We start from the raw sequence: 17,786 nt of genomic DNA, 5'->3' as shown, positions 1-17,786 counted from the left end.
ATAAATAAGAAATTTGGGATTTTAGGAGATACTGCCATGCTGTTTTACAAAGAAGAGCGCTGCGCCCTGTTTATTGATGGCGCGAATTTATACGCTGCCGCCCGTGGCCTTGGATTTGATATCGACTATCGCAGATTGCTGGAGGTATTCGCGCAGCGCGGCCGCCTGATCCGTGCATTCTATTATACCGCATTAGTGGAAGACCAAGAATACTCCCCCATCCGCCCACTGGTCGATTGGCTGGATTACAACGGCTATTCCATGGTTACCAAACCAACCAAAGAATACACCGATGCATTTGGTCGCCGCAAAATCAAAGGCAATATGGATATCGAGCTGGCGATTGACGTTCTGGAAATGGCCGAAAAGGTCGATCACATCATCATCTTCTCCGGCGATGGCGACTTCCGCCGTTTGGTTGAAGCATGCCAACGCAAGGGTGTGCGCGTCAGCGTTGTATCGACCATGCGTTCATCCCCGCCCATGGTGGCCGATGAGTTGCGCCGCGCAGCCGATAACTTCATTGAACTGGCTGAGCTTGCAAATTTAATCGCACGCGCTGGCGGTCAGAACGCAGCAGCCGGTCCGCAACCGCACGGTTCACGTAATGACCAACCATCGCGCGAACCATCCCCCATCCTTGATGACCTTGATGAAGATGGCGATGAAGCTGCGCCAGATAATTCGCAGGTTGCGTAAAAGCTGTGGGCGCGCCGCCTCGCACGTTTAATCTTCTTTTTGTTGTTCACCGCTATCCACCATATCCTGGCGGGAGTGAATATTATGTGCGCGATATGGCGGAAGCTGCCGTCGCGGCAGGGCATAACGCATCGGTTCTTGCTGGCCAACATGAAGGCGACCGCGGCGGCGTGCATGTCACCAGCGATGGCCAGATCCTCACCCAGAAATTCGATTTGATTATCGTGCATGGCGCGGATGTCGCGGTGCAGGATTTTGTATTGAAAAACGCCGCAAAAATTCCATCACCCATCCTGTATATGCTTATTCTGCCATCCGAAACACCAGTTGCACTTGAAGCATTACACGGTGCGCGTTGGCTGGGGTGCTCAACGCCTGCTGATTGGGCACATGTTGAAAAACACAATGTCGCACATAAAGCGGTGGAAGTGCGCCATGGCATCCGTGCGGACGTATCCTTGGGCCGCGAAGGGTTCCGTGCTGCGCATGCTATCACCACGCCAAAAATGTTTCTGTCGTGCGGCGGATATTGGCCACACAAAAAAATGCGCGAGTTGGTGGAGGTATTCAATCAGACAGGCGTAAGCGATACCACCTTGGTGCTCACGGGCTATGATAACCGTGCGGGTGCAATGCCTGCCGCATCCCAATTCGTCAAACCGCTTTTACTGGATGATAAGCAAACCGTGATGGATGCGATGTGTGAAGCGGACCTCCTCATCCTCCATTCCGAAAAGGAGGGGTTCGGATTGGTATTGCTGGAAGCAATGCTGAATGAAACCCCGTGGGCGGCGCGGCGGATTGCGGGCGCGGAATTGATGCAACAATACGGCTTTACCTATACCGATGATGCCGAATTACTGCATTTTATGCGCGACTTTAAGCACCCGAATAAAAACTGGCCGGGTCAGATTAAAAAGGCATATGATTACGTTACATCCAATCACCTCATCGAACACACGCTTTCCGATATCCTAAAAGTTATTCAATGATCATCGATCTTGGCTCAGGCCCCCATCCCAAACCCGATGCAAATATCTGCGTTGATTTTCATCCGTGGCCGCGCGTGAATGTGCAGCATGATCTGCGCAAACTCCCCTATCCTTTCCCGGATGATATGGCGACCAAAATTTACTTCGGCGATGTGATTGAACACCTTGATAAATTCATCGCGCCTGCCGTGCTGAAAGACATCCTGCGCATTTTGAAACCGGGCGGTGTTTTGGACATCACCTGCCCTGATGCACGCTGGATCTGTGAACGCGTCGCCAAGAATGATTGGGCCGAACACGCCAATGTGCCGTGGCTGAACCCTACCGGTGATGCCTTTGAAGACGCCATGTCTTACTTGTTCGGCGGCTGGATGACCGAAAGCGAATATAAAATCCCCGGCATGGGGCATATCAACGGCTTTGATGAAACCAAGCTAAAACGCATGTTACTCGAAGCCGGTTTCAAAACAGCCGACCGCGTGGATGACACGCGCAACCCCGTTCCTGCACGCAATTCCATCCTTCGTATGTTGGCGGTAAAATGAGATACACGTTCTATCAAACCCCTAGCCTTGGTCACGAGCGGTTGCGCGAAGCGCAGAGCGAGTGTTCACGCGTAATAACCTTATCCAACGCATGGACAACATCACTATGATGCAAGACTTGGTTATCGGTTCCATCACCGGCTATGATTTCGAAGCGATAAAGCCATGGGTCGTGTCACTGGAACGCTCTGGCTTTTCCGGTATGAAAGCGATGCTGTGCTATAACATCAAACAATCGGTAATCAACGAACTGGCATCGCGCGGTTTCACGATTTTCGCCTTTGAACAAAATGCCGAAGGCGTGGTTTACACCAAACCGTTCAACATTGTGGTTGAACGCTTCATGCATATGTGGCTGTTCCTGCAAGGCGCGAAGGAAAAATATAATCTGCGTTATGTCATTGCGCCCGATGTGCGCGATGTGTTGTTCCAAACAAACCCCAGCACATGGATCGAACAAAATATCGGCAATAAAAAGATCATCGCGCCGCAGGAATCCATCGCGTATGAGCATGAAAAATGGGGCAAACAGAACCTGCTGCAAAGCTATGGCGGCGATATTTATTCGGCTTTTTGTAAAAACACCATCATCAATGCCGGCACCATCGCGGGCGAGATTGACACGATGGTCGATCTGTTCCTCACCGTTTATCTGGCATCCAAAGCGGGGCAATCCATCAATCCTGATCAGGCCGCGCTGAACATCATTCTAAATACCAAAGCCTACCGCGACATTACCTACTTCGCGCCCGCCAATGCGGGCTGGGCATGTCAATTGGGCGTTACCGCTGACCCTGTAAAACTGGGCGGGTATAAACCCCACCTCACCGAAGCCGAACCTGTTTTTGATGGCAACACGGTGCGCACACCATCGGGTGCGCCTTTCACCTTGGTGCATCAATATGACCGCGTGCCTGCTTGGCGTGATGCATTATTGAAAAAATACGGAAGCTGACATGCCCCAATTCTCCGCCGTCATCTGCACCTATAACCGCTATGATGTCTTGCCGCGCGCGATCGAAAGTTTACAAAAACAAACCCTGCCCTCATCCGAATTCGATATCTGGGTAATCGATAATTCGCCAGCAACGCCCGAACGTCAGGCATCATCCGACCGTTGGGGCAAAACCGCTGGCCTAACCTACGCAACCGTTGACCGCGCGGGGTTATCCAACGCACGCAATCTTGCTGCACAACACGCGCAAGGTGAATTCATTTTCTATCTGGATGATGATGCAGTCGCCGCACCCGCATTACTCGCTGAATACAAAAAAGCATTTGAACAATTGGGTTCATCCTGCGCCGTCATCGGCGGGAAGGTTGTGCCGGATTATGCCATTCCAAAGCCTGTATGGCTGGATGACCGTTTACTGACCTACTTATCGCTTTGTGATTTTGGCGACACCACTAAATTGCTGACCGGAAGTGATGAACCTGTTGGCGCCAATATCGCATTCCGCAAATCTGCGCTTGTGCAAAGTGGCGGGTTCAACCCCGCATTGGGTCGCACCGGTTTGGAAGTTCACAGTTTATTATCCGGAGAGGAATCCGATTGCCTGCGCCGCATCAAATCACTCAGTCAAAACGGGGTGGGGCACAACGTGGGCTACGCGCCACTGGCACAGGCGACCCATTCCATTCCCGCATCACGCCTCACCCATGCATGGTTTCGAAAACGCAGCGCATGGCAAGCCACATCCGACCAGATGCTGTACACGCTGAATGACAACGCCGTGGGCGTGTTCAAGAACGCGATCGCGCATTACATCAAACAGGTCCCGCCTGAACACGCCGCCACCATGGGCTTTAACTGGGATACGCAGGACCCTGAACTGTTCTTTCGCCAGATCAATGCGATTGGCATGTTCACGCGGTTGATGCTGGCCCATGGTGGATAAGTCGAAGCAGCTAAAAGAGTCTGTTTTCAGCTCAAATCTTTACCATCCGTTAACCATGTTTTTTATGCTTGGGTTAACGGGTGCTGACTATACTGAACGCTTACTAACCAATTTTTGATCAGCCAATTTTTTAAAGCCACACTTTTTTATAAAGATTGCAATTATGGGATCTGGCATTACTGGTTCATACGAAACGGTTGGCGTTGTACAAGTTTCGAAAATCGAAGGCACACCTAACAGTATTGCCAAGCCCAATGTGCGCTTTGACATTATGCAAGGTCATTTGCATGGCGTTGCCGAAGACAAGGTTGGCCAAAGCCTTGAGAACAAGATTTTCAAAGACCGCTGCCCGCTCAACGGCGTGGAACTCACCCAAATTGGTCAGGAATTCGGCATCAACTTTGCGGTGAATGCCAATCCGCGCGAAGGCTTCCGCCTACGCATCTGCGATGGCAAGGAAGCAGCGGACGAACTGACCCAATACCAGATTATGAAGGGTGGCTATGACGGCCGCAAAAAAGTGCTGACCGAAATCCAGCGCAGCCATGTGCCCGAGCTTGATAACCCGTTTGTCAGCATGGATATGTACATGCGTGAAGAATCCGTGGAACGCCTGCTGGGGCCTCTCCCCAGCAATCTTCGCGAAGGCACGCTGGATAAATGGCGTGAAATGGGTTGGCGCAGTGAAGCCCAGCGTATCATCAAAAACATCAATGGCTATAACCCCATTCATAACGAAATTTGCCGTATTACTAAAAAATACGTCGCACGCGAATTAACCGAGGAAGAAGCGCAATGGCATCCCAAAGATCCAGACCAGCACTTGTTCCATGAAGATGAAATTTATGAAGTGCACGTGACCAAGGTCGCGATGCTGCCAAAAATCCGCTATCTTGGCGGTCTTTTATCCACGCTTGCGCAAATCCGCGCCGCGCTGGACATCAAGAACTAAACTCACAATATGACCGTCATTGCGAGGAGGGCATTAGCCCGACGCGGCAATCTATCTTTCCAGCCCGCGATCAAGGCCTCTGCTTCGTTGCGCTTGCTGAGATCTCTGCGCTTCACGCTGACGGTTGTTCTCATATGCTCTGGCATAATGAGGATATTGCTCAATAAATGCCTTAAACGCGTTACTGAATTCGGTACTCCGTTCAATATCCAATCGCCCTAGCATATTTAAATGCTCATGCGTAAGCTCAACACCCAGCAATTCTGCGCATGCCATGACCCGAACAACAAAATCTTTATCATTTGAAATCACATGTGCCTTGAAATTCCAGTTGTCACGAGCATGCTCGATGCCTTTCATGATTACTTCATTACTTGGTTTGCCTCCAAAAATAATACTATTGGAAGTAATGGTTACAGAAGCGCCATGGCTATAGGTGTATACGATTTGGTCTTTATAAACTTTCTTGTTTTCATAAACATGATCATCCCACTGACGTTCGATGGACGATCTCTGGTAGTCAGAAAAGTCTCTTGCCGGATGATGGCTACGAAAAACCGTTTTATCGCTTGGCCATGCGGTTCCCTGGGAAATCGCTGAATCTTCTCTCACCTTGACTCGGATATGTTCACCATGACCATCTGGTTTTGGAGGCTTGTATGTTGACACGGCAACCACAAATGCCGCATGAAGCCGTGCATCATCCTTGAGGGCATCTTCAATATCGTGCAGATTGCTTATATTTTTTTGTAGAACATCGTGCACAAGCGCCGTTATGTGTTTTTCTGTTATACCGGCGCGCAGGGCAGGTTTATCTTTCAGGATGGGTAGAAGCTCTTGGATGCTTTTTATTTTGAACCTGTCATCTTCTTCATCAAGATATCGTGTTACATCCGATGCCACCACAATTTTTGCCAACTGCCGTACTTTATCGGTGCCTTTAACAAAGGCACCTAAATTCCCGTGACGTCCGGTGCTGGCTTCATCCATATCGCATCTAAGGCCAACAAAAAATGCATCAGATAGTTCTTTGTCGTGCTCAGTGAGCTTCTCTAAAGTGTCTACTTTTAGTGGATCGCGCTCTTCAAGTATTATACCTCCGTATCTGACGGCGAAAGAGACGCCAAGCCTTCTGGAACTTTCTTTTATCGCCTGAGTGAGTGCAGTTTTAAATTTTGGGTTATCTTTAAATTCTTGAAAAACTCTGGTAAATATTGCCTCATCGCTTATAAGACGTGGCAATACCGTGGCAACTTGGATAGGTTCTATGCCGATACTCAACTCGGGCGCATCGCGCAGCGCAGTCAATAAATTAGAAAACTCTTCATATTCACCAGACCGAATAATTCGGTCAGCGGCATTAGTGACATCACTGACATTAAAAATCGTCGCGTTATAAATTGGCGTTGGCATATCTTTTTTCCATCATAAAGATAGCCAGTTTAACAAATTGTCCTGAAACTCCTGAAGAGAATATTACTTTCATCAAAAAATCGCATTTTTGGAATAAAAATAACTATGATTTCAATTTCTTAAACTATACGCAACAATGCGTCACTATTTTAATGCGCAGAGGTTTGTTCAGATGGCGGCGCTACTGCTGCATTACGCGCGGCGGCTTCGGCTAGCAATTCGGCTTCGATATCACGCTCTGGATGCAACTCCTTGCGGCGCTGTACTGCTGCGCGGGCGGCTTCACGCATAAGACTTTGCGCAGCAGCCCTTGCTTCCGGCGTAATTTCTTCACCCGCAAGCATACGGGCAATTTCATCAAAGCGTTCTTCTTCGCTAAGCATAAGCACGTTCGATGTCGTCGTCTTGTTATCGGCGGTTTTTTCAACTTTCAGATGCTGCTCGCCTCTGGCTGCAACCTGCGGGCTGTGGGTAATCACAAACACCTGTGTCTGGTCGGAAAGCCGCGCCAAGCGTTCACCCACGGCAGACGCGGTCGGACCACCAAGCCCCGTATCGATTTCGTCGAAGATAAGTGTTTCGGTCGATTGCACACGTTGCACAATCACTTTAAGGGCAAGAATCATACGTGCCAACTCACCGCCCGATGCGGTTTTGGCAATGGTAGTAAACGGCATACCGGGGTTGATACGCGCAGTGAATAATACTTCGTTCATACCCAGATGCGACCAACGGTTGCTCGGCAGTTCGCTGACCTCCACGATGAATTGCGCGCGGGTTAATTTAAGCGGCGGCATTTCCGCTGTAATTTGTTCGCTTAAATCCTTGGCAGAATGTTTACGTGCTTCGGATAATGCTTGCGCTTTGCGGGCATATTCACCCTTGGCCACCATCACCTTGTCTTCCAATTCCTTGATGAATTCGGGCGCTTTCAAAATACGCTGCAATTTTGCATCCAGACGAATAAGCAAATCGGGTAATTCATTTCCTGCCACTTCATGCTTTTCGGCAATCGCATCGAATTTGTTCAAACGGTCTTCAACCTTGTGCATATGCTCAGCATCGAATTCAAACTTTGGCATAACGACCAGTAATTCATCCGAAGCGGCATGGCACGATGCCAAACAGGCCGACATATGCTTGACCAGATTTTCCAAAACTTCGGGATCCAAATTCTTTTGCTTTTCCAATACGCGGTTGGCCGAAACCAGCAAGCGCTGCGCGCCGGTACCGGCCACCAATTGCGACTGGATGGATTGCAACATTTCATTGATGGTGCGAATGCGCACCAATTCGTTATATTCGGCGTCCATTTTTTCAAATTCGCCGGGCGCGGCGCGCAGCGCCTTCAATTCGGCCACCGCTTTGCTCAGAAACTCACGCTCCGCAGCAGAATTGGCCATGAATTTACGTTCATCATCCAATGCTTTTTCAAAGCCTTTTAGATCCCACCATGCTTTAGCGGTCTGCTCCAGCAGCACGCGGTAACCGCCCACCAAATCAAGCAGCTCAAGTTGCTTATTCGGATCCAGAATGGATTGATTGGCGAACTGGCCGTGAATTTCACACAGCTGGTAGCCAACATCTTTCATAATCTCGATGGGAACCGGCTTGCCGTTTACCAGCGTGTCATTGCGTCCCTCGCGATCAAGGATGCGTTCGATGACAATGTCGCTTTTTATTTCGATGTCATAGGGTGTCAGGCTCTTCCAGACCGGATGCTTGGTGCTGGCTTCGAATTGCGCGCGCACAAAACTGTCTTTGGAACCTGCACGGATTAAATCGGCTTCGCCCACATCGCCCAAAATCAGGCCAAGCGCATCCAGCAAAATCGATTTACCGGCACCGGTTTCACCGGTCAGCACCGTGATCCCGGGCTTAAAGGTAAGCGCCAGATCTTCTATAATAATGAACTCGTGAATGTTGAGGGACTTCAACATGGCTTATTAAACACTCAAAGCAGTGCGGATTTAAGGACGTGGTTTTCAACCCCTCATATCCTCTAAGATATTGATTAAAAATGGAATAATGGCCTTTCCCATGCCATTTCCGTAACCACTTGTTTATGAATAATTGTGGTTTTCTGCCCCTTGTTTTGAAGTGTTAACAATAAAACAGCTGTTGCGCTGGCCTTGGCCCATTTGCTAGAACCACCGCTTCCAAAGTGCTGCGGGCCAGTAAGGGCTGCCTGCCACTTCATGACAACCTCAACTACGGAGATGAAAATGCCCAAGATCAAAACCCATTCGGGTGCCAAAAAGCGTTTTAAAGTAACCGCTTCCGGCAAAGTTAAATCCGGCTACGCCGGTAAACGCCATGGTTTGCGTAAACGCACACAAAAAATGAAACGTAATGCGCGCGGCATGAAGGTGCTGTTCAAGACGGATGGTGACAACATCATCAAGCATTACCTGCGCAACGCTTAATCAAATTTTTTAAGGAGATATACTATGGCAAGAGTTAAACGCGGGGTCACAACCCACGCACGTCACAAAAAAATTATCGATATGGCAAAGGGCTATCGTGGCCGTGCTTCAACCTGCTTTCGCGTAGCGATTGAAAAGGTTGAAAAGGCACTGCGTTATGCATACCGCGATCGCCGCACCAACAAGCGCAACTTCCGCAAATTGTGGATCGTGCGTATCAATGCTGGCGCACGCGCGAACGGTACCACCTATGGTCGCCTCATCAATGGCCTCAACCTTGCGGGCATCAAGCTGAACCGCAAGATGCTTGCTGAATTGGCAGCCAAAGAACCTGCAAACTTCGCGGCCGTATGCGAACAAGCAAAAGCTGCATTGGCCGCTAAGCCAGCTGCTAAAAAGAAAGCCGCTTAAGGTCAAACCTTACCGCCCGAGCGGTTGCGCCGATTGCAGGGCCGATTGTGCGAAGCACAGAGGCTTCGCACAATATGGCGCAGAGCGAATGGCGAATAAACGTATTAAGGGGCAAAGAGATAATTCTTTTTGCCCCTTATTTTTTTGCTCAATTTCTCCCATAGTACGTCCATGACAAACCTATCTGCCCTAAAACAAGAATGCACCGCCGCTGTGGAAGCCGCGAATGATGTCACGGCCCTTGAAGAAGTACGCGTGAACACGCTGGGCAAAAAGGGCCGTCTGACGGAAGTTTTAAAAACCCTTGGCACGCTGCCCGCCGACCAACGCAAGGAATTCGGTGCACAAGTGAATGTGATCAAGGAAGAAATCACCGCATTGCTGGAGGCACGCCGCGCAGTTTTAAATGCCAAAGCCTTGGATGCAAAACTGGCAAATGAAAAAGTGGATATCACTTTGCCCGTACGCGCGGAAGTAAAAGGCGCCATCCACCCTATCAGCCAAACCATCGAAGAAATCTCCACCATCTTTGCCGATATGGGCTTTTCAATCGCCGAAGGCCCCGATGTGGAAAGTGACTTTTATAACTTCACCGCACTGAATATGCCGCCATGGCATCCCGCCCGCCAAATGCAGGATAGTTTTTATCTGGCTGATGATTCTGTGGGCGCAGCCCATCGCCCGAGCGGTTGTTCCGCGCCAGCGGAACAGAGCGAATGGCGCAGCGAAGCCAAAGGCGAGCCGCTTGTATTGCGTACACAGACTTCACCGGTGCAAGTGCGCACCATGTTGTCCACCAAACCGCCCATCCGCATCATCGCGCCGGGCCGCACGTTCCGCTGCGATTACGATCAAACCCATGCGCCGATGTTCCATCAGGTCGAAGGGTTATTGATTGATGAAGCAACCCATATGGGTCATTTAAAAGGCGCGCTGATGGATTTCCTGCGCACCTTCTTCCGTGCGCCGAATTTGAACGTGCGTTTCCGCCCATCCTATTTCCCGTTCACCGAACCCAGCGCGGAAGTGGATATCGGCTGTTCCCGCAAGAACGGTGAATTGAAAATCGGCGAAGGGGACGACTGGCTGGAAGTTTTGGGTTGCGGCATGGTGCATCCAAATGTTTTGGAAAACTGCAAGATCGACAGCACCAAGTACCAAGGCTTCGCATTCGGCATGGGCGTTGAACGCTTGGCGATGCTTAAATACGGCATCCCTGATTTGCGTACTTTCTTTGAATCCGATCTACGCTGGCTGCGCCATTATGGTTTTGCTGCACTGGATATCCCAAATCTGGCCCGTGGGGGTTAACCATGCCATCTGTCCAAGAACAGCTTGAAACACTACAACACGTTCAAGATGCCGCTATTCATGCCGTGCAACCCAAAGTCACGCTTCCTGAACATCTCAGCACCCTTCCCGAAGCCGAAGGCGATACGCTCGTCATTTGCGTGGGCAAGGCCGCGGAAGAAATGGCTATTCAGGCTGAAAAAAAACTGATTGAGCAATTAGGCCCAAATGGCTTTTCCGGCATCGTTGTCACCAAAAAGGGCAACCTTGCCAATACGCGCGTATTAACAGCGATTACTGCGGCGCACCCTGATCCCGATAACACCAGTGTTGCAGCGGCAGACGCGATCATCGCCGCGGTTGAAAAACTGAAAGCCAACGGCAAACGCGGCAATCGCATTTTAATGTTCATGTCGGGCGGTGCTTCCGCACTTATTTTCAAACCTGAACAAGGCTTATCACGAGAAGCAGCCTTTGCTGCGGCAAAAACCCTGGTCAATAGCGGCCTTGATATCGTGGATATGAATATCGTGCGCCGCGTGCTATCGCAACTTCCCGGTGGCGGTCTTGCTGCGCTAGCTGGGCCGGAAATTGAAATGCGCACCTATGCTGTATCCGATGTGCCGCCTTCCGCGGATGGCCGCGATCCGCTTGAAGTGATTGGTTCCGGCCCCAGCGTGCCTAACCCCACCGGTTATGCCGAAGCCAGAGCCGCGATTGCAAAAGCAAAATATCCCTTCCCCGATGAAGTGGTCGCATTCCTTGGCAATGAAACCGCGCCGGTCATTGATGCATCACACCCAACCTTCGCCGCAGGGAACAAAGATTTTACACGCGTCATTGCCAATAACCGCATGGCGATCAATGCGGCCGCAACCTATGCGCGTGAACACGGCTTTGTGCCGATTGTCCTGCCCGATTGGGTCAGCGGTGATGCCGCGCAAGCTGCCAAACAATTCGCCGAAGTCGCGCTCACCCTCACCCGCACCGGCTTTTATGATAATGTCGATTATCGCGGTAAACGCGTCATGCTGTTTGCGGGCGGCGAACCCACGGTCAAAGCGCCCGAAGGCTTTGATGGTGATGGCGGCCGTGCCAACCACATGGCCTTGCAGTTCGCACTAACCATGCACAATGAATTACCCAAGGATAAAATCGGTGTGGGCAACTTTTTTGCAACCGATGGCGGCGATGGGCGCGGCGATCAAAGCGGCGCAACCACCGATCCCGATACCATCACGCGCGGCCTTGCCCAGGGGCTCGATGCGGCACAACACATTACCGATTGCCGCGCGGTTTATTATCTTCGCGCTACGCGCAACACCAAACCATCTTTCATCAGCGGCACGAATGTATGCGATGCCGCGGTTTATATCCCTGTCATTCCACCGGCACCTTAAGCATAAAGACATAACATGAAATTCACCCTTTCCTGGCTCAAAACCCATCTGGATACATCGGTTAGCGTCGATGCGCTTTCCGCCAAGCTGACCGATATCGGCTTGGAAGTGGAAGGCGTGCATAATCCCGGGCAAGCGCTTGCGCCATTCGTGATTGCGCAAATTGTAACAGCCGAACAACACCCCAATGCAGATCGCCTGCGTGTATGTCAGGTAAATATTGGCAAAGAAACCGTGCAGGTCGTGTGCGGAGCGCCCAATGCGCGTGCCGGTTTGAAAACCGTGTTCGGTGCACCCGGCACCTTTGTGCCCGGCGCGAATATCACGCTGAAGATCTCCAAGATCCGTGATGTAGAATCCCGCGGTATGTTGTGTTCCGGAAAAGAATTACAACTTAGCGCTGAATCCGACGGGATTATGGAATTGCCAGCAGATGCACCGGTGGGCGGTTCATTTGTAGATTACGCAGGGCTAAATGACCCGCAATTCGAGATCAAACTCACCCCCAACCGCGCCGATTGCAATGGCGTGCGCGGCATTGCGCGTGATGCAGCAGCGGCGGGTTTGGGCACACTGAAACCCCTTGCTATTAAACAGCAAAAGCCAACATTCAAAAGCGCGATCGGCGTGAATTTAGCCTTATCGGATAAGGATAAAGTTGCCTGCCCGCTCTTCATCGGCCGCATGATAAAGGGTGTAAAGAACGGCCCATCACCCAAATGGCTGCAAGACCGTTTGACATCCATCGGCCTAAAACCGATTTCCGCATTGGTGGATATCACCAATTTCATGGCGTTCGATCATGCGCGCCCGCTGCACGTGTTCGATGCATCCAAATTAAAAGGCAATATTCAGGTGCGCGTTGCCAAGGCCGGTGAAAAGATCACCGCGCTGAATGAAAAAGAATATACGCTTGATGAAACCATCACCGTCATTGCCGATGATGAAAAGGCACATGCCATCGCCGGTATCATGGGCGGTTTGGAAAGCGGATGCAGTGATGCGACCACCGATGTGTTTTTGGAATGCGCCTATTTTGACCCCGCACGTACAACATTGGCAGGCCGCAAACTGGGTATTATTTCCGATGCACGTTACCGCTTTGAACGCGGCGTGGATATTGGCTTTATGCGCGATGCCACGGAACTAGCCACACAGCTTATTATTGAATGCTGCGGCGGCCCAGAAAATGTAACGGTGAGCGAATTGGTGATTGCGGGCAATGAAGCCGCGCCAAAACGCGCAACTACCTTGCGCCCTGACCGCTGCAAAACATTGGGCGGGCTGGACGTACCTGTTGCGGAGCAAAAGCAAATCTTACAAGCGCTAGGCTGCACTGTGAACAGTGTATCAGGCATCATTGATGTGGCCTTCCCCAGCTGGCGTCCTGATTTGAGCATGGAAGCCGATTGCGTTGAGGAAATTTTACGTATCAAAGGCTATTCGAATATCCCCGCGACATCACTTGTGCGGCCATCCTCGCTCACGGTTTCTGCATTTTCTGCACCACAGAAAAAAGCGGCGATGATGCGCCGCGCACTCGCCGCGCGCGGTTTACTTGAAACCGTTACATGGTCATTCATGCCCTCGGTAGTTGCACAACAATTTATTAGTATTCACCCTAGCTTAGTAATTAAAAATCCAATCAATGTTGAACTAGACGTTTTACGTTCTACAATTTTGCCTAACTTAATTGCCTCAGCAGAACGCAACTCATACAGAGGCTTTAACGATGTTGCCTTGTTTGAAATTGGCCCTATTTATAAATCCGCCAAGGCTGAAGGCCAGCAACTCTGCGCTGCTATAGTACGAATGGGCAATATGCCACGCAGCTGGAATGTAAAGGAACGTGCCGTTGATGTGTTCGATGCAAAAGCCGATGCGTTGGCAGCATTAGAAGCGGTAAAAGCCCCGACAGGTAATTTGCAGATAGAACCGTTCAGCGCAGGGCCGGTTGCGCCGCAAGGCGCAGAGGCATCGCGCCAACAATATTTCCATCCGGGTCGCTCGGGCGTGCTTCGCCTTGGCCCATCGGTACTCGCACATTTTGGCGAAATCCACCCAAGACTTTTAAAACTATTTGGCATCCCTCATCCCTTAGTGAGCGTTGAAGTATTCCTTGATGCACTGCCCGCGATTAAGGATACGGGTCCTGCCAAACCACTAGCTGACCTTCCTGATTTACAAGCCGTGCAACGTGACTATGCGTTCATTTTGGCGCGTGATGTGGCTGCAGATAAACTCATCAAAGCCATCCGCGCTGCGGATAAGGATTTGATTGCGAATGTTGAATTATTCGATGTCTACGAAGGCAAGGGCGTACAGGAAGGCCATAAATCATTGGCGGTTTCGGTAACGCTGCAGCCACGCGGCAAAACCCTGACCGATGCGGATTTGGATGCATTCTCCGCCAAGGTTATTGCCGCCGCACAAAAGATCGGCGCAAGCTTACGCAGCTAATTCGGCAGCGTTCGCCTTATCCGCGGTTGGATAATCCGTATATCCTTTTTCGCCGCCGCCATAGAATGTGGCGCGGTTGTATTTATTGAGCGGGACTCCCGCCTTGATACGCTCCGCCAGATCCGGCGTGGAGATATAATACCGCCCGAATGCCACCGCATCCGCATTGCCTTTTGCTACCACGTCCTTCGCACTTTCCGGTGTGTAACCGCCTGCGGAAATGAACGCGCCATTAAAATGTTTGCGGAAGATGGTCGATGTGCTGGGCGCGTTTTCCATCACGCTGTCACCGCCACCTGCACCCGTTGCACGCGGTTCAATCACATGCACGTAGGCAATCCCGCGCGCGCTGAGTTGTTGCAGAACATAGGTGTATAATTTTTCAGGGTTGCTATCGCTCATATCACCAAAGGTGCCATAGGGTGATAAACGCACGCCCACGCGGCCTTTACCCCACACGCCCACAACGGCATCGACCACTTCCAGCAATAAGCGCGCGCGGTTTTCAATGCTGCCACCGTAATTATCGGTGCGCTGGTTCGAACCATCTTCTAAAAATTCGTTCAGCAAATATCCATTCGCGCCGTGCACTTCCACGCCGTCAAACCCTGCATCCTTCGCGTTCTGCGCGGCCACTTGGTAATCATTCACAATGCCGGACAGTTCATTCGTTTCCAATGCACGCGGTACCATGATGGGCGTTGGCTTCCAATCGGCTGTATAGGTTCCGCTGTTTTTTGCAGCAATCGCTGATGGTGCAACCGGCAAACCGCCATTGGGTTGATGCGATGGATGCGAAATGCGCCCCACATGCCAAAGTTGCAATACGATCTTTCCATCTTTTTTATGCACGGCATCGGTCACTAATTTCCAGCCTGCTACCTGTTCTTTTGAATGAATGCCCGGTGTTGCGGGGTATCCTTGGCCCTGCTGGGTGATCTGCGTTGCTTCGGTGATAATGAGCCCCGCCCCTGCGCGCTGCGCATAATATTCGGCATTGAGTGCGTGGGGGATATTACCCGGTTGCTGGCTACGCATGCGCGTCAATGGTGCCATGATAATGCGGTTTTTGAGAGATATATCGCCAATCGAAAGCGGGTCAAACAGGCTGGTCATACAGGCATGCTCCTTGAAGGGTTAGAGCTTAGAGGTAAGTAACTTTTCGAAGTTATCAAGAGAACAAAACAGGGAAATACATATCAGAATTTCTATGGCGGCCAGCTGCATCAATTTCTAAAAGTAATATCACCAAGTTCAGCAGAGAAAATTGTACCCGGACAATCTTTATGCTCCATACCTGCAATCTGCGGAGCCAACCTACTCCAAGCTGCGGTCATGGGTTCTCCTGCATTCATGGCATTGAATAGTTTTTCAAAAAACCTCATAAAGACTGGACCATTACGATTTGTCGTCATCACAAGATTGGTCCTGCTATGCGGCCCTCTTTTACCTGTCTGAATGTAATGATTGCCGATATTTTCAGTAGCCACGATGGCAATCGAAGCAGCAGATGCATCAATGATTTCGCCTAAACTGGCAGATGTATTTTCAATTTTTCCGTCCGCACCAATTTTGCAATATAAAAACAAGACATTGCAGCGCGGTGGATAAACCGTACTTTTAAGAACTTTGCTGAAAATAGTTCCAAGGACTTTTTCATCGGCACTAATATTGGGATCACCGCACAGATCATAGATGCCTACAACCGGATTGCTAATGGCACCCGCGCTATTGATTGTTCCCGTGGTGACCGTAGATGCATTTTTATTTAGCCACTCTTTGGCTAAGGCCGAGAGATAAAAAAGGATGGTGAGGCTTATTCCAGCTATGCCAAATAAGATAACCGGATCTTTCATTGGCGATAACTCTGCTACTTCATTCATAAGCGGCTCCCTTGAATTTTGATATTATTCCCGTCCCTTGTTCTTCATCGCCCGCGCCGCTTCGCGTTTGCTATCACGTTCTTTTATCGCGGCGCGCTTGTCTTCTTTCTTGCGGCCTTTGGCAACGCCCAGCTCCAGCTTGGCTTTGCCCTTTTCATTGAAATAGATGGAAAGGGGTACCAGTGAAACCCCTTCACGTTGTACCGCGCCAATAAGTTTATTGCGCTGCGCCTTATGCATAAGCAATTTACGCGGATGGTTTGCTTCGTGTTGCAGATGCGCGCCGGCTTTTTTGTATTCGGCGAAATTGGCGTTAAACAAATAAATCTCGCCTTGCGCCGGGCCGGCATAGGCTTCGTTGATGCTGACGCCGCCGCCACGCAGCGTTTTTACTTCGGTGCCAGTCAGCACCATGCCCACTTCCAGCTTATCGGTAATGGCAAATTCAAATCGCGCCTTGCGGTTCTGCGCGACATATTTCTGGGCTTCGATACGGCTGTTCATTAAGCCGCTTTTGCAGAGGTAAGGCCAACTTGCTGCAATACCTGCGCTATTTGCGCCTTTACATTCTGCTGCAAGGGCACCATGGGCAGGCGCACTTCCTCGCTCATTAAGCCAAGCAGGCTGGCGGCATATTTCACCGGCACGGGGTTGGTATCAAGGAACATGGATTGATGCAGCGGCATTAATAGATCGCGCAATTCGTTAAAGCGTGGCATATCGCCAGCGCGCCACGCATCCTGCATTTCCACGCATAGGCGGGGCGCAATATTACCGCTCACCGAAATGCAGCCCACGCCGCCTTGTGCCAGATGCGCCGAAGCCAACATGTCATCGCCGCAGAATTGCTGGAACGCATCGCCACAATCAATACGGGTGCGCACGGGGCGGGTCAAATCGGCGGTCGCATCCTTAACCCCGATAATTCGGGGCAATTGTGACAGCCGCTGCATAGTTGGCGGTAAAATATCCACGACACAACGCGGCGGAATGTTGTAAAGCAATATGGGTAATTCGGTCGAATCATGCACCGCTTTGAAATGTTGGAACAACCCTTCTTGACTAGGCTTATTGTAATACGGCGTGACAATCAGCGCGCAATCCGCACCCAGCTTTTGCGCTTGGTTCGTGCGGCGAATGACATCGGCCGTATCGAACGAACCGGTTCCCATAATCACGGGCACACGGCGCGCATTGACCTGCACCGCAATTTCCAGCAAACGGTCTTGTTCGGCTTCGGACAAGGTCGGGCTTTCAGCGGTCGTGCCGCACACCACAAGACCGTTAACGCCTTCTTTAACTTGCCAATCTACAAAACGCTCGAACGCTTTTTCATCAACCTGTCCGCCGCGAAACGGGGTCACCAGCGCGGTCATCAATCCTTGCAGTCGCAACATATGAAACCTCTAAATCCTCT

General features: G+C 50.7%; 17 protein-coding genes. 11 read left to right on the top strand and 6 right to left on the bottom strand.

Annotated features, from left to right (window positions below; translation table 11 throughout):
* Nucleotides 1-36 precede the first annotated feature (36 nt).
* From SFW65_02520 to SFW65_02495, 6 genes are all read left to right on the top strand, one after another.
* Entirely contained in the window at nucleotides 37-699 is a 663-nt protein-coding gene (locus tag SFW65_02520) for an NYN domain-containing protein (protein ID MDX1921988.1), read from the top strand.
* 95 nt (nucleotides 700-794) lie between these two features.
* A complete protein-coding gene (locus SFW65_02515) occupies nucleotides 795-1,691 on the top strand; it encodes a glycosyltransferase (GenBank protein ID MDX1921987.1) in 897 nt (298 codons plus the stop codon).
* Nucleotides 1,688-2,236, top strand: coding sequence for a methyltransferase domain-containing protein (locus SFW65_02510; GenBank protein ID MDX1921986.1), 549 nt, complete (start codon nucleotides 1,688-1,690; stop codon nucleotides 2,234-2,236). The genes SFW65_02515 and SFW65_02510 overlap by 4 nt, the downstream gene beginning before the upstream one ends.
* A gap of 106 nt (nucleotides 2,237-2,342) precedes the next feature.
* Nucleotides 2,343-3,191, top strand: coding sequence for a hypothetical protein (locus SFW65_02505; protein ID MDX1921985.1), 849 nt, complete (start codon nucleotides 2,343-2,345; stop codon nucleotides 3,189-3,191).
* Between the two features lies 1 nt (nucleotide 3,192).
* Entirely contained in the window at nucleotides 3,193-4,134 is a 942-nt protein-coding gene (locus tag SFW65_02500; GenBank protein MDX1921984.1) for a glycosyltransferase, read from the top strand.
* Nucleotides 4,135-4,297: 163 nt separating this feature from the next.
* Nucleotides 4,298-5,086, top strand: a complete 789-nt coding sequence (locus SFW65_02495) for a hypothetical protein (protein ID MDX1921983.1) — start codon at nucleotides 4,298-4,300, stop codon at nucleotides 5,084-5,086.
* A gap of 51 nt (nucleotides 5,087-5,137) precedes the next feature.
* Here the strand turns inward: SFW65_02495 and SFW65_02490 are convergent, their stop codons facing one another.
* Together SFW65_02490 and recN are read right to left on the bottom strand one after the other, a co-directional pair.
* Nucleotides 5,138-6,499, bottom strand: a complete 1,362-nt coding sequence (locus tag SFW65_02490) for a hypothetical protein (protein MDX1921982.1) — start codon at nucleotides 6,497-6,499, stop codon at nucleotides 5,138-5,140.
* A gap of 149 nt (nucleotides 6,500-6,648) precedes the next feature.
* Nucleotides 6,649-8,439, bottom strand: coding sequence for a DNA repair protein RecN (gene recN / locus SFW65_02485; GenBank protein ID MDX1921981.1), 1,791 nt, complete (start codon nucleotides 8,437-8,439; stop codon nucleotides 6,649-6,651).
* Between the two features lie 285 nt (nucleotides 8,440-8,724).
* Between recN and rpmI the strand changes: the two genes are divergently transcribed.
* From rpmI to pheT, 5 genes are all read left to right on the top strand, one after another.
* Complete coding sequence (gene rpmI, locus SFW65_02480) at nucleotides 8,725-8,925, top strand: 50S ribosomal protein L35 (protein MDX1921980.1); 201 nt, start codon at nucleotides 8,725-8,727, stop codon at nucleotides 8,923-8,925.
* A gap of 24 nt (nucleotides 8,926-8,949) precedes the next feature.
* The gene (gene rplT, locus SFW65_02475; GenBank protein MDX1921979.1) at nucleotides 8,950-9,336 is read left to right on the top strand and encodes a 50S ribosomal protein L20; all 387 of its coding nucleotides are present in this window, start codon (nucleotides 8,950-8,952) and stop codon (nucleotides 9,334-9,336) included.
* 171 nt (nucleotides 9,337-9,507) lie between these two features.
* A complete protein-coding gene (gene pheS / locus SFW65_02470) occupies nucleotides 9,508-10,647 on the top strand; it encodes a phenylalanine--tRNA ligase subunit alpha (protein MDX1921978.1) in 1,140 nt (379 codons plus the stop codon).
* Between the two features lie 2 nt (nucleotides 10,648-10,649).
* Nucleotides 10,650-12,026, top strand: coding sequence for a DUF4147 domain-containing protein (locus SFW65_02465; GenBank protein ID MDX1921977.1), 1,377 nt, complete (start codon nucleotides 10,650-10,652; stop codon nucleotides 12,024-12,026).
* A 15-nt stretch (nucleotides 12,027-12,041) separates the two neighbouring features.
* Complete coding sequence (gene pheT, locus SFW65_02460; protein ID MDX1921976.1) at nucleotides 12,042-14,486, top strand: phenylalanine--tRNA ligase subunit beta; 2,445 nt, start codon at nucleotides 12,042-12,044, stop codon at nucleotides 14,484-14,486.
* On the opposite strand, the gene SFW65_02455 is transcribed toward pheT, so the two are convergent.
* From SFW65_02455 to dapA, 4 genes are all read right to left on the bottom strand, one after another.
* Nucleotides 14,475-15,602: an alkene reductase gene (locus tag SFW65_02455; protein MDX1921975.1), complete on the bottom strand. Its 1,128-nt coding sequence runs from the start codon at nucleotides 15,600-15,602 to the stop codon at nucleotides 14,475-14,477. The genes pheT and SFW65_02455 overlap by 12 nt on opposite strands.
* Before the next feature lie 110 nt (nucleotides 15,603-15,712).
* Complete coding sequence (locus SFW65_02450; GenBank protein MDX1921974.1) at nucleotides 15,713-16,369, bottom strand: hypothetical protein; 657 nt, start codon at nucleotides 16,367-16,369, stop codon at nucleotides 15,713-15,715.
* 24 nt (nucleotides 16,370-16,393) lie between these two features.
* Entirely contained in the window at nucleotides 16,394-16,873 is a 480-nt protein-coding gene (gene smpB / locus SFW65_02445; GenBank protein ID MDX1921973.1) for an SsrA-binding protein SmpB, read from the bottom strand.
* Nucleotides 16,873-17,766: a 4-hydroxy-tetrahydrodipicolinate synthase gene (gene dapA, locus SFW65_02440; protein ID MDX1921972.1), complete on the bottom strand. Its 894-nt coding sequence runs from the start codon at nucleotides 17,764-17,766 to the stop codon at nucleotides 16,873-16,875. Before dapA ends, smpB begins: the two co-directional genes overlap by 1 nt.
* Between the last annotated feature and the right edge of the window lie 20 nt (nucleotides 17,767-17,786).

The organism is Alphaproteobacteria bacterium, from assembly GCA_033762625.1.
GTDB lineage: Bacteria > Pseudomonadota > Alphaproteobacteria > UBA9219 > RGZA01 > RGZA01.
Note: the sequence above shows the minus strand (reverse complement) of the source record. Positions and strands in the feature narration are given on the sequence as shown.

What these genes read in the sequence shown, in the direction of transcription:
- pheS (MDX1921978.1), top strand. Translation starts at nt 9,508, where the DNA reads ATGACAAACCTATCTGCCCTAAAACAAGAATGCACCGCCGCTGTGGAA.
- SFW65_02500 (MDX1921984.1), top strand. Translation starts at nt 3,193, where the DNA reads ATGCCCCAATTCTCCGCCGTCATCTGCACCTATAACCGCTATGATGTC.
- SFW65_02465 (MDX1921977.1), top strand. Translation starts at nt 10,650, where the DNA reads ATGCCATCTGTCCAAGAACAGCTTGAAACACTACAACACGTTCAAGAT.
- pheT (MDX1921976.1), top strand. Translation starts at nt 12,042, where the DNA reads ATGAAATTCACCCTTTCCTGGCTCAAAACCCATCTGGATACATCGGTT.
- SFW65_02510 (MDX1921986.1), top strand. Translation starts at nt 1,688, where the DNA reads ATGATCATCGATCTTGGCTCAGGCCCCCATCCCAAACCCGATGCAAAT.
- SFW65_02455 (MDX1921975.1), bottom strand. Translation starts at nt 15,602, where the DNA reads ATGACCAGCCTGTTTGACCCGCTTTCGATTGGCGATATATCTCTCAAA.
- SFW65_02495 (MDX1921983.1), top strand. Translation starts at nt 4,298, where the DNA reads ATGGGATCTGGCATTACTGGTTCATACGAAACGGTTGGCGTTGTACAA.
- recN (MDX1921981.1), bottom strand. Translation starts at nt 8,439, where the DNA reads ATGTTGAAGTCCCTCAACATTCACGAGTTCATTATTATAGAAGATCTG.
- SFW65_02450 (MDX1921974.1), bottom strand. Translation starts at nt 16,369, where the DNA reads ATGAATGAAGTAGCAGAGTTATCGCCAATGAAAGATCCGGTTATCTTA.
- SFW65_02515 (MDX1921987.1), top strand. Translation starts at nt 795, where the DNA reads ATGGCGGAAGCTGCCGTCGCGGCAGGGCATAACGCATCGGTTCTTGCT.
- rpmI (MDX1921980.1), top strand. Translation starts at nt 8,725, where the DNA reads ATGCCCAAGATCAAAACCCATTCGGGTGCCAAAAAGCGTTTTAAAGTA.
- SFW65_02490 (MDX1921982.1), bottom strand. Translation starts at nt 6,499, where the DNA reads ATGCCAACGCCAATTTATAACGCGACGATTTTTAATGTCAGTGATGTC.
- SFW65_02520 (MDX1921988.1), top strand. Translation starts at nt 37, where the DNA reads ATGCTGTTTTACAAAGAAGAGCGCTGCGCCCTGTTTATTGATGGCGCG.
- smpB (MDX1921973.1), bottom strand. Translation starts at nt 16,873, where the DNA reads ATGAACAGCCGTATCGAAGCCCAGAAATATGTCGCGCAGAACCGCAAG.
- rplT (MDX1921979.1), top strand. Translation starts at nt 8,950, where the DNA reads ATGGCAAGAGTTAAACGCGGGGTCACAACCCACGCACGTCACAAAAAA.
- SFW65_02505 (MDX1921985.1), top strand. Translation starts at nt 2,343, where the DNA reads ATGATGCAAGACTTGGTTATCGGTTCCATCACCGGCTATGATTTCGAA.
- dapA (MDX1921972.1), bottom strand. Translation starts at nt 17,766, where the DNA reads ATGTTGCGACTGCAAGGATTGATGACCGCGCTGGTGACCCCGTTTCGC.